Genomic DNA, 14,248 nt, shown 5'->3' on the forward strand with positions numbered 1-14,248 from the left:
ACAGGCCGGCCACGGCATCATAATGCTCTGCGCTATTAAACCGGGAAGATAATGAATGACATAAATTTTGTGTTATTGTTCAAGCGGGAACCTCCCGGTTATTTTGGTGCCGGTACCGCCTGTTCCAATGCTCACTTCGCCCTGCAGCAGGGCTACTCGTTGGGATATGGTGATAAGGCCGATGCCTTCATCGTGGCGCTGGTTTGTAATGCCTTTTCCATTGTCTGCAATTTCAAAAAAACAGTGCTTATCTATTTCATGCAGTTTTATGTAAATAATGCTGGAGCCACTGTGCTTCATGCTGTTTGCCACTGCTTCCTTTATTACCCGGTACATTTCTGCATGCTGCTGCGGGGAAAACCTGTTAGTTACCGGGTAATCATCCGTGTTCACTACCACCTGCAGGGATGCTTCTTTATTAAAGCGGAATGACAGGTTGCTTAGTAAGGTTGCAACGTTGTAGTTTTCGTTTGCATTGGCGTTTAGTTTATGCATGAAGTTGCGGGAATGTTCATACACATGTGTGGCCTCTTCCTCTATATCAAGCAACAAGGCTTTAGTTTCTTTGTCAGCGGCTCTTTGCTTTACATCAGTTATAAAAAACCTTAGGGCCGCAAGGCTGCTGCTAACCTCGTCATGCATATCTTTTGAAATGCTTTTTCGTTGTTCTGTCATGGCCTTTTCTCTTTCCCTGCGTTGTAAAAGGCGTTCCTGCTCCATTTGCTGCTCCATTGCATAGAGTTCATCGCTAAGCGCCTGCCGTTCTGCGGCCCTAAGCAGCTTCTGGCGTTTGCTGCGCATGTATAACAGCATTAAAGCGCTGCCCATGAGCACTACCACAACCAGGCCGCCCATCACCAGCTTATTACGGGTAGATTTTGCATGCAGGGATTGGTTTTGCAACTTAACTATCTGCTTTTCTTTTTGTGCAACGGCATACTTTTGTTCCGCTTCAAACACCCTTCCACGCTGGCCCAGTATGTTTAACGAGTCAAAGTAATTTTTATATGCTTTGTAGTACCGGTAGGCATTTCTGTAATCGCCTTTGCTATCGTAGTATTCAGACAATACCCTGTTTAACTCCTGCAAAGAAAAATAGTCGTCTGGTGGTACCTTAATATCCAATACGGCCGTAATGCCGCTACTGATGCCTTGCTTTATGCGGGAGAAATTATAATACAGGTTGGTTTTATACAGGCCGCTATAGCCATAACAACCTTCTTTTGCGTACCTGGGTTGCAGGGCAATGCCATAAAACTTTTCAGCCTCCTTGTAATTACCTTTTCCATACTGTAACTGTGCTATCATGCGGTAGCATTGCTGAAACCAAAAACCAGAGTCAATACCCGGCGTTGCCATTACTTTTTTTACAAGTGTTTCGGAAGAATCTGCAAAAGCGGGGTTTTTGCCGGCAGCATACATTAAGTTAAATATACCGGCTTTTCCAAGCTGCAGGTCAAGATAAACCCTGTCTGGCCCGGGGTTGGTATTGCCGTAAAAGCTTAGGCACCTGTTGGCAAAATCAATGGCCTGGGGGTACAACTGCAGGCTGCGGTAAATAGGTACGCTGGCCAGCCAAACGTAAAATTTAAGATTTGCAAGCGAGGTATCTGTATCCGTTATATCAACCGCATTTTGCAGGATTTCCATAGCCGAATCGGGCTTGTTTTGCTGCGAATACAGAATGGCAAAGTTCATATAGTTGTTGATAAGCAGGCCTTTTAACGAGTCAACGCCTTTTGCATTGCCTATCAGTTGGCTGTACCAGTATTTTTGCGGGGCTGTGATGTTGGCTAAAACATAAAATGTAACGATTACATGTGCATAAGCGACCTTGTCATCCCTGCTGTTTAAATGGGGGTATTTTTCTTCCAGTTGATGAACAATGTTCTTGAATTCTGCAAGATAATAGATGACAAAAGAATTTTGGTTTTCGGCCAGCATGTGAGATACCTCTTCAACACTGATGTTGTTCCTGTCTGCAGGGCGCAATTCTTTACGCAAAGCATTGTATAAACTGTCACTCATTTGGGCAGGGCTATTCATGCAACAGCAAAAGAACAGTGCCAGCAATATTGGCAAGCGGTAAAAAAGTAAGCGCATTTTCACTAAGGTATTGATGAAGCAAATTGTTTGTTTTGCAAGTACGCGGCGGTAAAGTTCCTGAATTATTGCCTTGGGATTTGTTTTTTTTGCGTTTTATAATAAGGAACCGGTGTGTTATCAGTTTGTACGTGCCCCTACAGTGGATTTTATATTAACTGCCGGTATTCTTAAGTTTTTCAGAAAGCAAATAAGTATTATATGCAGGATAGTGTACGTGCAGATAGCTTTCATCTTATAAGAAATCTGTTGACGGAATTACTATATAAGATTTTTTGTTTTGGATATTGTGTCAGAGTTTGTGCAAGCAATGGCTACCGTGTAGGTTGCTGATTATTATCTGCCCGAAATAGTTGATAAACAAGGATACAGAAGTAGGTGCTTGATCCTTTATCCTGGACTTTTTATTGCTTATTTTTCAAACGCCTCAAGCCGTTTAAGCGCAAAGCAGTAAGTTAAGCCAAGTTGATGTTCGTTGATGCCAGCCAATCCCTTTGTCCAGTTCCAGTTATAGCCGCTTCGCAGAGCGGGAAGCCCCGTTGGGGCGACATATCAGTAGTAACAATACAGTGCAGAAAGTGGAGCGCCGTAGGTGCGATATGTTTGTGTGAGGAGTATAATCAGGACATGATATATGGTTTACAACTTCTGTGGCAACAGGTTGCATAACATGCCGCCTCTACGAGGCTTTACAAAGCCGGGGATGTTTGTGAATAACTACTAACATGCCGCTCCTACGGAGCTTTAGGATAAGTTGGTAGTCCGGCATGTAAATACTTCCGCTTATCATTCTGCTTTTTTGGCCGCAATGCAGAATATACTTTATCAAGTCAGAGACTTAATGCATACAACTGGGAAGTCCGGAGACTTCGCAGAGCGGTTGCAAAGCGGCTGTTCCGTTTTTACTTAGTGTTTCTGGCGCCGGAGGCGGCAGAAACTTCTTCTATCCTGCGGGAAAAGCCCCATAAAGAACAAAACGTACAAGAGTGCGACGCAAGTAAAGCCTCATGCATGTTCCTCTGCCGGGCCCATAAAAAATCCCAAAAGCTGCATGCAGCTTTTGGGATGAATTGACTTTACGGTAAGCAAACACGATGGCTTAAAAGGCATACCTTATGCCAAGACCAAACCTTGCGGCGTTAAAATCTGAACCATGTGTTACTACAAAGGCGGGCCTCCAGTCAAAACCAAAGCTTAGCGGAACCTGGTTGATCTTGTAATCAAGGCCAATGATGGGCCTTATCAGCACGTCGGTAGTGCCATCGCTAAAGGCAACGCCGGGGCCAAAGCCGGCATACCATTTAAGCCCTGCCGCGTTTTCAATATCGCCGTGGTATTGATATTCCGCGCCGATAAGTGTTGTGTTGTTGCCAAACACCACATGCAGTTCGCCGGCATTGTGTGTGTCAAAAAAATGCTTGCCTGATATACCCGCGAAAGTGCCGTATTCACTACCGAACTCAACACGCATGCCAACGGCATTGGTGTAGGAAGTGCCGGAACTTTTCTGGGCCATTGATTTAACAGCGCATAGGGCCGATACGAACAGGAATGCAACTAAGATCTTGTGTTTCATGATTAGCTTTTAAGGTGATTGTTGGTTAATGATTTGCGTGTTATTTTGGTGCGGCGAAAATAGAGAGCGGGCAAGGCCGACTGTACTGAAACTGTAATGAGATGTATAATTGGCTGGCTGAACCGCAGAAAGGGCGGTTGGGTAAAGTGCAGGATGCGGCCCGGGCTTTAATATGTGTGGCAGCATTGAGTTGTAAGGGTGTGTGGCGCTTTTAGTAAGACTGGTTAAAGCCTGATAGGATATTCACTTAATTACCATAACCCTAAAAAGCCTTTTTTTAAGCAGGTATTAGGTCTTTTAATATCAACTATATCCATTATGTTACTTTGTTCAAATTTCTCCAGCAAAGCATCAACTCCTTTCCTTAATTTAAAATCCATTTCTTCTTTGTAAAGCGGGTATAAACAGTAAAATTTAATTGTCTTTTCTTCATTGATTTTTAACTGATAAAACTTTCCTCCTAAACTAAGGCTTGGCATCAGCATCATGCATCCCAACATGGTACTATCAGCAAAAGGACTGGCGTTTTCCCCGTTTGGTATGGTATGTCCGTACCCAACCCATGTATCGTATTCATGAGGAAACCTGGCGATAGTTTTTAACCAGCGCACAGGCCAGTAATTGTTTTCATCTTTAAAGGCTTCTTCCATTGCAAGGTAGTTTTCAGCCTTAATTATCCATTCTTCGGGCAGCAGGATGCATAACTCGGTATATCTGAATTTTTCCAGACCATCGGGAACGTTCATGGGCTTGTCGCTCATGCCGGAAGTAACGAGAGAATGAAAAGGGAATTTTGTTGATGGCTTTACCCAATAAACATCTATATGAACTAAGTCGGAAACTATTTCGTGAAAAACACTTTCAATTTTTCCGATATGCTTTTCGATGTGTTCTGAAATAGCGGCAATACAATCCCCATCTCCAATAGCTGGAGTAAAGCTTTTGCGGGAAGCATCCGTATGGCGATATACCGGCATGCCCGACTCTGAAAATTCCTGCTCTGCCATACTTTCTATTTGGTTACTGTTGAAGATATTACTTTTTAATATGCCATATTTGACAGTAAGAAAATCTTTTTATGCTATTGTAGAAACACATATACAATCCATAAGTTTTGGAACGTCAACTCTATTCACTGCCGGGCCCATAAAAAATTCGCTTTAAAGCATAGCCCCTTAATTGCTATCCAATTGTAATACTACTTTGCCTGCCTGCGGGCTTAACCGCCAGGCGGTGCCCTGCGGTTGTGAAAATGCACCGTTGGCGGCTTTAAAATGGTAAGGCATTTGCTCAAAGCTGCAATCTACTGTTTGGGTATTTATTTTTTGAAAGGGTAACTGTACACCGGATGCCGTTGTAAGGTCAATGAACCAGTTAATGTTTTGTTTGCTTACAAATTGAATATTGGCCTGGCCTTCGCTGCATGTTATTTCAACATGCCCGGCCACGTTTGTTAACGGCCAGCTAATATGCAGCAGGCTATCGCCTTTTGATGAAAAAACCGCTTTACCGCCTTGCAGCAATAATTCTTTTCCGTTTACAAGTGCTTTAAACCTTGCACCTGCCAGCAGGCCTGGCTTGCTCCACAAATAACCATCCACTACGGGCAGCGTAAAAAAACTGCATTCGTTACTGGTAGCTACCTGCGTTTCATATATAGAGGGCATTTTTTCGTTGAACAGGTGCAGGTCGCGAATGCGTAATGTGCCATCTTCCCACACCAGGTTGATGCGGTAAAACCGGCTGTTGAACCATGCTGTTTGCCTGTTGCTGCCATTGATATCGCGGGCAACAGTAAAAGAAGTGGGTGGCGTTACCTTGTATTTGTTGGTAAACCAGCGGCCGGATGCTTCCAGTGTTTCTACGGTTATCTTCTTTTCATCCCGCAGGCGGGCAATAAGCGGCAGTTGCAGTTGAAAACCTTTTTGCATGGCATTCCAGGTAAAAGAATTTTCCTGCCCGGCCTGTGTATAGTTAAAGCCTACGGAAGGGTCATCTGTAAAAGTCTGAAAGAACCATTGCACCCATGCCGAATCGCCGCCGCCAAATTTGTAAACGGGCTCTAATGTAACCACCCCTTGTATGGAAGTGCCCAGGCCGTTATCGTACTGGCGCACAGGATCGCTGCCCAGCATGCGGAATACCGGCACGGGTACCTGGCTGGCAGCATTTTGCGCAGGCATGTAAGAGTTGATTTTGCTGGGGTAATAAGCCTGGTTCCAGTAGCCGCCCCAAAGGGTATAGCCATCGGTGCCATACTGGTCTTTGCAGTTGGCGGAAGCCACAATATGGTACTTCTCGTACATGTAGTTAAGGCTGTAGGCATCTATAAACCAGGATGCGACTGATTTAGGATAATAGCCAAATACGTTATGAAAGTCTGCCATGTACACGTCAATCAGTTTTTTACGTTCTTCCTGTGTATAGCCGGTAGAGAAGCCTATATTGGCATGCCAATCCCACGGGTAACGGCCCCGCCAGGGCAGGCCCGCTTTTTCAACAAGAGGCTGCGGCAACTCCCACCAGGCGCCAATTTCAAACTGGTCTTTCGGCAGGCTTTTCAGCAGTTTCTGGTAGCGGGCATCCATTAATGCATCGTATTGCAGTAAAAAGCTGCCACCCAGTTGGTATTGCTTCATCATGTTCACCTGTTGTACTACCGTTTGGTAAAGAACATCCTGTGTAATGGCGGCGTCCCTCGGTTCCAGCAGGCGTATAAAGTTTACGATGTTCACAATTTTAGGCGCCTGTTGCGCATGCGCAGAGAGTAATAAAAAAGCAAGCAATGTGGTGATAATGTACCTGGCAGGTTGCATGGTGTTTATTTAAGGCGGCAAAATAATGAAGAAGCGATGAACAACTGTTATGTTCTGGTAGCGGGTGGCTTGTGAGGAGCCGTGGATTGCCACGGAAACAAGGAAGGTGATTGCTGCGCAATTAAAAGAAAAGAGACAAAAGAGGCATGCAGGGGAAAAGGCTTAAGTTGGGCCGGCGTGCCGCATTTCAATACTTTATGCGGTGCGAATATTTGCATGTAACACCTGCAGCAAACTAATATTAGCTAATTTCAAATATGGATTTCAGCACAACAGTACTGTTGTTTTTTTTGCTTGCTTTTGCCAGTGAGGTAATAGGTACAATCAGTGGTTTCGGTTCGTCGGTATTTTTTGTACCGCTGGCAGGTATGCTGTTCGATTTTCAAACCACACTGGCGCTTACAGGCATCCTGCATATTTTCAGCACTTCTGCCCAGGTACTGCTTTTTCGAAAAAGCATCAACTGGAAGTTAACGTTGCTGATTGGCATACCCAGTGTTGTAATGGTTATGTGCGGTGCATACCTCAACAATAAAATAAGCCTTAAATATGCGGAGTTGGCTATGGGTATTTTTCTTATTGCCTTTGCCGTCAGTTTTTTGTTCAATAAAAATTTAAAGCTACAGCCTTCTGCCTTTAATGCGGTAACCGGTGGCGCTGTTGCAGGTTTTTTGGCCGGGCTTATAGGGACCGGCGGCGCCATCCGGGGCGCAACGCTGGCCGCATTCGACCTTCCGAAAAATGCTTTTGTGGCCACCTCTGCAGGTATTGATTTTGCGGTTGACCTTTCACGCACGGTAATCTACCTTGCAAACGGTTATTTGCGCAAAGAATACTTTTGGTTTATTCCGGTATTAATGGTGCTGGCTTATGCAGGCGCATGGACGGGCAAGAAAATTCTTAATAAAATGCCCCAGGAAATTTTTAAGAAAGTCGTACTATCTCTTATTCTTTCTGTTGGCATTTTAATGGTATATGGTTTTATCTCCGGCAGTAATATTATACGGTAGGTTTAAATTATTCCAAAAGCTTAGGGTTATAACAACGCAAACAGTTTTACCGGCATTGCTCTCTTTTAAAGACTTCGCGAAAGTGAAAACAAATTTTATGGTACGGGCTTCAAAACATGCATGAGGCATCGTTGTGTCACTCACTTGTACGCCATCGCTATAAGCGGCTACAAATTACATATCCCTATACGTCAGACTGTGAAAAAACTAAAACGAAGACGCTTAGAATCGTTTATATGAAATGTACTTCCATCAGGTACCCGAATATTTCAGCTTCAAAAGATAGTTTTTTCACAAACTGCCGTTCGCGGTGCTGTTTTATTCAACGAAAAAAGGAACACTATGAAACTAATTTACTTTCTGTATTCCCTTGACATTAGCCAAAGTAATTGACTGTCTGTGTCTGGCACTTTTAGGCCACGAATTGAACTTATATTTTCAATACTGGCCTTTGCCTTAAATTTATATTTTAGTAAGACAGATGCCGCAATAATAGAAGAACGACCAATCCCCATTCGGCAATGAATAACTATAGATTGACCCTCGTCTATTTTCTTGGTTAAAGCTTCTATAAGTTTATTTGTGTCACTATTTTGTTTTGGAATATCTCTGTCCGGAATGGGAAAGTTGATGTAAGTGATATTTTTTGATTTGCAGATATCTTCTTCATGGTTAAGTTCAAGGTCGTAAATCTCATTTTTCTCAAGTAGGGAAACCACAACTCCTACCTTATTCTTTTTTAAGTTACTTATCTCGTCTTCAAGCCAATCGCCACCACGAGGTCTTGCCATAATGCCAATTTTTGCAGAATTCTCAAACCGGTGTATCCAATAAATCTTTGTAGGCATTAAGCGTTATTTGTATTGTTGAAAGAAATGAAATTGGTACGCAGCACGATAATCTGCTTAATATGACGTTAACGGTTCATAGTTTGTTGTCTTGGTCTTTTTCGTAGTAAAGTATTATTGCACCAGACTTAAACGACTTTGTTTTTATGAGTTTGAGACTAATCCTGTCATTGATATCCTTAAACAAGGGCAACCCTTTTCCTAGTATAACCGGGTGAATGCAGAGCTGGTATTCGTCAATTAAGCCTGGCGGCGTTAAGGATGCAATTAACCCTGGGCTGCCAACAAAAATGTCTTTGCCTGGTTGCTGCCTGAGTGCTGAAATCACTTCTTCCATAGGTTGACTGGCCAGTTTTGCACTGTGCCAGTCTACAGTTTTAAGCGTTTGCGAAAAGACTATTTTCTCAACTTTGTCTATCGCCTTTGCAAAGTCGTCCATTGATTTTTCACCTGAAGGTTTTTCTATCAACGTTCGCCAATATTCCATAAGCTGGTATGTTATCCTGCCATATAGCACAGTGCCTGCGTTATTCAGCAGGTCAGTGTAATGCTGATGTATTTCCTCATCAGGAGTTATTGCTGTATGGTCGCAAAAACCATCAAGTGTCATATTGATTGTTGCAATAAGCTTTCTCATATTTTTTCGGTTGCCAGGCCTTTGATTACTTGCCGTATGTTGCATTGTACTGAAAGCTGGCACATAAATTTATGCTGCCGGGCGTTACCGGCCAATGCTTGCGCCTGTTGACAGAACAAAGCAGCCCTACCAGGGTCTGAAAAGCCGCCCATTGAACCAACCGACAAACGGATTGCGACGCAACGAAGATGCCATAAAATACCGGACGCTGGTATCTAAAAAATCCGGGTTTATCCGCTAAGCACACTATCAGCTATGATAGCCGCATTAAAAGCTGTATTAGTAGGTATAAGTACGTTTCCCTGCATCTCCATTGTCTAACGAAATGGTTTCAACAGTAAGCCTGTTTTGGTTATCAAACGCGTAGGTGTGGGTGGCTACGTGGGTTTCGCCACTCTCGGATTGAGTGGTTTTTACCGGCAGGTGTTTATTCTGATAAAAGTACAACAGGCCTCTGTTAAGTACATTTTTCAGCGACGTATCATACTCATAAGTGGTTTCTGTAGATTGCCCTTTTATGGATGTATAGTTTCCATTGCTGTCGTAAGTGTAATAGCTTCTATCGGTTTCAACGGCCCCGCCTGTTGTTGTATAAGAGAACTCGTAAACGGCGGAAAGCCGGCCCAGCGGATCATGATGATATTTTTCTGTGATGGTATCGCCTTCGTCATTGTATTGAAATGTGCTGTCCACCAGTTGCCAGGTTTTATTAATAAAGAAATTTTCATGAATCACAACGCTGCCGCCATTGTAAATGTCCATGGTGAAAGTGCTGTCTGTAGGGTACTGGTAAATAAACTTGTCTCCTGCGTTGGTTGTTGAAATCATGGAAGTAACCCGCCCGTGTGTATCGTAACTTAGTTGTAAAGTAACAGATGAGTTACCCGCCGATGAAGAAGTTATTTCTTCCGTATATGTTTTTGGCAGGTTAGAGGTATCTACCTGGCCCGGGATAGTGGTGTCATCAATTCCTTTCTGGCAGGAACAGAATAGAAGCATAGTAACAACAAGGGCCTGAATTACGGATAAGTATTTCATAAATAACTGTTTCGCGGTGAGGGATAGAGTTTTAAGATGATTGGTGTTAATCTTTATACAACTGCGAAGATATACCCTGCAGCGTTATACAAATTTGCCGGAAAGCCGGCAACCCATATTTAAGCGGCTATTAATAAATATTTAATGGCGGTGGGTTATCTGCTTGCCTGGAACGTATTTTTTTCTCCTTTGCAGTTCGTTATTCAACTGGTAGCGGAAGCATGGCCGGTACTTTATGTTGCCGCTTAATCTGCCAGTAAAGACCGCAGGCCGGAAAGTTGGAATTCGAGGGTTTCTTTGTGCAGTTTCAGTTTTTGCTGCATGCCAGGGCTGTTTTCAACCAGTTTTTGCAACATGTCAGCCTCCGTTACCTGTAGCCACAATTTATCATATTCCCCCTGCTCACCCGGCACCAGGCTTTGTAATAATGCAGGTATGGCCTGCAGCACCTGCATGGCTTTGCTGTATTTTTTCTGCATCCGCTCAATTTTGCGGGCTGTTTTAATAAGTTGGTAGGTTAGCTCATCAACCTCCTGCTGCAGTGCTTTCTTTTCTTTAACGGAAATTTCCTGTAGCTGTTGCTGCGCACTGGCAGTAAGTGTTCCGTCATTTTTTGCGAGGGCGGTTTCCAGGCGGGCCAGTTTTTGCATCGCTTCCCTGGGTAAAAAGCGGCCGCCGGTTTCGTACATGGCAATTTTGCCGTGGCTAACCAGCAGGTATTGGGCCAGTTGCCGTTGGGTAAGCGGGTTTCTTTCACGATTTCTTTTCATAACGGTACGATTGTGCTTTGCGGATTTTGTTAGCAATTTTACTGTAGCAAATTTTTGCTACCAAAAAATTGCTAACAAATTACTTTTAAAGAAACTCTTTAATACGTGGTTTAAAGAACGCAACCGGCTGGCCAGCTTGCAACAAAGTGAGAGGTTATGGCTGGTACTTTTTTATTAAATTGTTAGTGGGTTTGTTGTATGCAAACTGAAAATTAAGGGCTTAAGGTATGCGTGTAAAATTCAGCATCTTGTTTACTCTTCTTTTTTTAATAAAGGGGTACGGGTTGTATAAAAACCCGGTTACGCTTCCAAAATTTCATTGTGCCAAAGAATTGGATAGCCTTACAAATAGATGGGTTTACACAACTGCTGATACCGCGCCGAAAAATATAGGAGGGCCGGAAGCATTTGCAAAGCTGTTGAGAAATATGGCTGCTGAAACAGATTCCGCTGATCTGCATATTACAAGTGTGGAAATAGCTTTTATTGTGGATACGGCTGGTAATATTTATGGCGGACGGATTGTTGATGACAAGACAAAAAACCAAAAAACAAGCTTAGCGTTACTTAAAGCCATGAGTTTGATAAAGTGGCAACCGGCCATTTGCAACGGGAAAAAAGTTGCCATGCTGCACAGGAAAAAAATCCGTATCGAAATTGAGGAGTTTTAAATTTTGCTTTGCGTTGACAAAGCTGCCGGGAGTTGTACCAAAATCACTCAGTTCATTGTATCATAAGCGAACATTTCGCATTTGACTGTCGTTCCAACTCATATAAAATCAATTGTTTATAGCTTGGCATGTTTTTGATGGAAATTCTTAAGTGCTGCATTTTTCTAACAGGTTTCATGAAGTAAGTAATACATAGGTTTGTATTCTGCGCCATGAAAGCGTTGATGGTCGCCGTTAAAATACAAGATCAATGAATAAAAGTTAGAAAAGTTTATTAAGCATAAGAAGCGTATAAAAAAATTGGTTATACAAAACCCCTGATAATACCATGCTCAGAAATTACCTCAAAATTGCCTGGCGCAGCCTCTTGAAAGATAAACAGTTTACTGTACTGAACATTCTGGGATTGTCTGCCGGCCTGGCCTGCTCCTTACTTATTTTTTTATGGGTAGATGATGAACTGAGTGTTGACAGGTTCTTTGCCAATGATGAGCGCCTGTACCGGCTGATGGAAATTGTAAACAATAGTGGGCAAACATCCCTTAACGAGGAATCATCGGGAAGATTAAGTGAAGCCGTTAAACAAAGTCTTCCGGAAGTGGAATACGCTGCTGCAATTGCTCCCGCCCGCTGGTTTGCACAGAATACGCTTTCAGTAAAAGACAAGCATATCAAAGCGGGTGGCCAATACGCAGAAAAAGACTTCTTCAATATTTTTTCGTTTGAATTACCTGAGGGCGACAGAAGCCGTGTGCTTGAAAGCAAAAGCAGTATCGTAGTTTCTGACGAGTTAGCCATTAAACTGTTTGGAACTACGACAGGCATTATAGGCAAGCCTGTAGAATTTGACCATGATACTACCTTTTATGTATCAGGTATATTCAAAAAATTGCCTTCTAATTCTACCCAGCAATTTGATTTTGTGCTTTCGTTTGAATATTTCAAATCTGTTAAAGACTGGGTAGCGCATTGGAATGGCTCAGGCCCACAGAATTTTGTGCTGTTGAAAAAGGGCACAGATATTACGGCGTTCAATAACAAAGTAAGAAATGTAATCACTGCCAATACGGGCGACACTACCAGGAAGGTTATTGCCACAAGATTTTCGGATGGTTACCTCTACAACCAACATGATGACAATTCGCGGGCAGGCGGAAGGATTGAGTATGTCAACCTGTTTTCGGCACTGGCTGTTTTTATACTGCTGATAGCCTGTATTAATTTCATGAACCTATCCACCGCGAAGGCTGCCCGCAGGTTAAAAGAAATAGGCATAAAAAAAGTTGTGGGTGCCAGGCGCAGCCAGTTAATATTCCAGTTTCTTACAGAATCGTTCCTGTTAACAGTTTTTGCTATGGTTATTGCCGGGTTGCTTGCTGCGGTCTTGCTGACAGATTTTAATCAACTCACCGGTAAATCAATCGAATTGAGTTTTACCTGGAAAATTGTTGCTGCAGTTGTGGGCATCGCCATTATCACTGGCTTTCTTGCCGGCAGTTACCCGGCGTTATACATTTCCGGCTTTAAACCCCTGGCCATACTAAAAGGTAAGTTGAAAACTTCCACTGCCGAACTGCTATCCAGGAAAGGCCTGGTGGTTTTCCAGTTTACCCTGTCAACCATACTAATCATAGCCGTGATGGTAATTTACCAGCAGGTGCAATTCATTAAAAGTGCAAATCTTGGTTACAATAAAGAAGATATTGTCCGCTTTGCTTCCGAGGGGGCGATACAGACCAACCAGGAAGCTTTCCTTTCTGAAATGCGCCAGATTCCAGGTGTGGTAAATGCGGGTTATACGTTCCATAGCATTGTTGGCAGAAAGTATAGCGATTTGCTTGACTGGCAGGGGAAAGATCCTAACAGGCACCAGTACTTCGAGGTATTTGGCGTCAGTCACAACTTTGTTGAAACGATGGATATGCAGATGAAAGCGGGCAGGGGTTTTTCAACAAATTTCAGCATGGATTCGCTCAACATCATCATCAACGAAGCGGCTGCTAAAGTGTTAGGCCTAAAAGAACCCGTTGGGGCCATTGTACGTTTCCACGGCTCTGACAGGCGCATTATCGGCGTGGTAAGAGATTTTCATTTTGAATCTATGCATGAAGCCATAAAACCTGCTTTTATGCACCTGCAAAAAGGAGAAGGCAGTATTGTAGCCCGTATCAAACAGGAAAATCAAAGGCTTACCCTTACAGCCATTGAAAACCTTTATAAAAGATATAATCCCGGGTTTCCGTTTACCTTCAACTTCCTTAATGAGGCCTACCAAAAACAGTATGCTACAGAAACACGTACAGCATCCCTGTCTGGTTATTTTGCAGGCCTGGCAATTATTATTTCCTGTCTGGGCTTGTTCGGGCTGGCAGCATTTACTGCACAGAAAAGACAGAAAGAGATCGGTATCAGAAAAGTAATTGGTGCATCTATTGCTGGCATTATTGCTATGCTGTCTAAAGATTTTCTGAAACTGGTTGGTATTGCCCTGTTAATCGCATTCCCAATTTCATGGTGGATGATGAGTAGCTGGTTACAGAGTTATACTTACAGGATCAGCCTGTCACCAATGCTATTTTTGATGGTAGCAATGTTGGTATTAGCCATTACATTCCTCGTCATCGGCTTTCAAACAATCAAAGCAGCTATTGCAAGTCCCGTAAAATCGTTGAGAACAGAATAACGGATAGATGGCCGGGAAACTATATGGGAATTAAGATGGCATTAATGGCGGCAGGCTTGGTTGAAGATACGTCCGTTCAATTCAGCATTGCCTTTT

The 14,248-nt window shown here is 43.1% G+C and carries 11 protein-coding genes; 3 read left to right on the forward strand and 8 right to left on the reverse strand.

The window, feature by feature from the left end; all coding sequences use genetic code 11:
- Positions 1–72 precede the first annotated feature (72 nt).
- From F0364_RS19665 to F0364_RS19680, 4 genes are all read right to left on the reverse strand, one after another.
- A complete protein-coding gene (locus tag F0364_RS19665; RefSeq protein ID WP_207632777.1) occupies positions 73–2,028 on the reverse strand; it encodes a sensor histidine kinase in 1,956 nt (651 codons plus the stop codon).
- A gap of 1,174 nt (positions 2,029–3,202) precedes the next feature.
- Positions 3,203–3,679 carry a hypothetical protein gene (locus F0364_RS19670; protein WP_153799511.1) on the reverse strand — a complete coding sequence of 159 codons (477 nt, stop codon included), beginning with the start codon at positions 3,677–3,679 and terminating at the stop codon, positions 3,203–3,205.
- 251 nt (positions 3,680–3,930) lie between these two features.
- Positions 3,931–4,686 (reverse strand): suppressor of fused domain protein, encoded by a 756-nt coding sequence (locus tag F0364_RS19675; RefSeq protein ID WP_153799512.1) that lies wholly within the window; start codon positions 4,684–4,686, stop codon positions 3,931–3,933.
- A gap of 168 nt (positions 4,687–4,854) precedes the next feature.
- Positions 4,855–6,495 (reverse strand): DUF3863 domain-containing protein, encoded by a 1,641-nt coding sequence (locus F0364_RS19680; RefSeq protein WP_153799513.1) that lies wholly within the window; start codon positions 6,493–6,495, stop codon positions 4,855–4,857.
- 257 nt (positions 6,496–6,752) lie between these two features.
- Between F0364_RS19680 and F0364_RS19685 the strand changes: the two genes are divergently transcribed.
- Positions 6,753–7,505 (forward strand): sulfite exporter TauE/SafE family protein, encoded by a 753-nt coding sequence (locus F0364_RS19685; RefSeq protein WP_153799514.1) that lies wholly within the window; start codon positions 6,753–6,755, stop codon positions 7,503–7,505.
- Positions 7,506–7,858: 353 nt separating this feature from the next.
- Here F0364_RS19685 and F0364_RS19690 read toward each other — a convergent pair whose 3' ends face one another.
- From F0364_RS19690 to F0364_RS19705, 4 genes are all read right to left on the reverse strand, one after another.
- Complete coding sequence (locus tag F0364_RS19690; protein WP_207632778.1) at positions 7,859–8,296, reverse strand: protein-tyrosine phosphatase family protein; 438 nt, start codon at positions 8,294–8,296, stop codon at positions 7,859–7,861.
- A 133-nt stretch (positions 8,297–8,429) separates the two neighbouring features.
- The gene (locus tag F0364_RS19695) at positions 8,430–8,990 is read right to left on the reverse strand and encodes a dihydrofolate reductase family protein (protein ID WP_153799516.1); all 561 of its coding nucleotides are present in this window, start codon (positions 8,988–8,990) and stop codon (positions 8,430–8,432) included.
- A gap of 279 nt (positions 8,991–9,269) precedes the next feature.
- Positions 9,270–10,028 (reverse strand): hypothetical protein, encoded by a 759-nt coding sequence (locus F0364_RS19700; protein WP_153799517.1) that lies wholly within the window; start codon positions 10,026–10,028, stop codon positions 9,270–9,272.
- Between the two features lie 245 nt (positions 10,029–10,273).
- Positions 10,274–10,798: a helix-turn-helix domain-containing protein gene (locus F0364_RS19705; protein ID WP_153799518.1), complete on the reverse strand. Its 525-nt coding sequence runs from the start codon at positions 10,796–10,798 to the stop codon at positions 10,274–10,276.
- Between the two features lie 248 nt (positions 10,799–11,046).
- Here F0364_RS19705 and F0364_RS19710 point away from each other — a divergent pair, with 248 nt between their 5' ends.
- On the forward strand, positions 11,047–11,469 hold the full coding sequence (locus F0364_RS19710) for a hypothetical protein (RefSeq protein WP_153799519.1): 423 nt from the start codon (positions 11,047–11,049) through the stop codon (positions 11,467–11,469).
- 328 nt (positions 11,470–11,797) lie between these two features.
- Positions 11,798–14,152, forward strand: a complete 2,355-nt coding sequence (locus F0364_RS19715; protein ID WP_153799520.1) for an ABC transporter permease — start codon at positions 11,798–11,800, stop codon at positions 14,150–14,152.
- Positions 14,153–14,248 lie beyond the last annotated feature (96 nt).

This window comes from Foetidibacter luteolus (genome assembly GCF_009650435.1).
Taxonomy (GTDB): domain Bacteria; phylum Bacteroidota; class Bacteroidia; order Chitinophagales; family Chitinophagaceae; genus Foetidibacter; species Foetidibacter luteolus.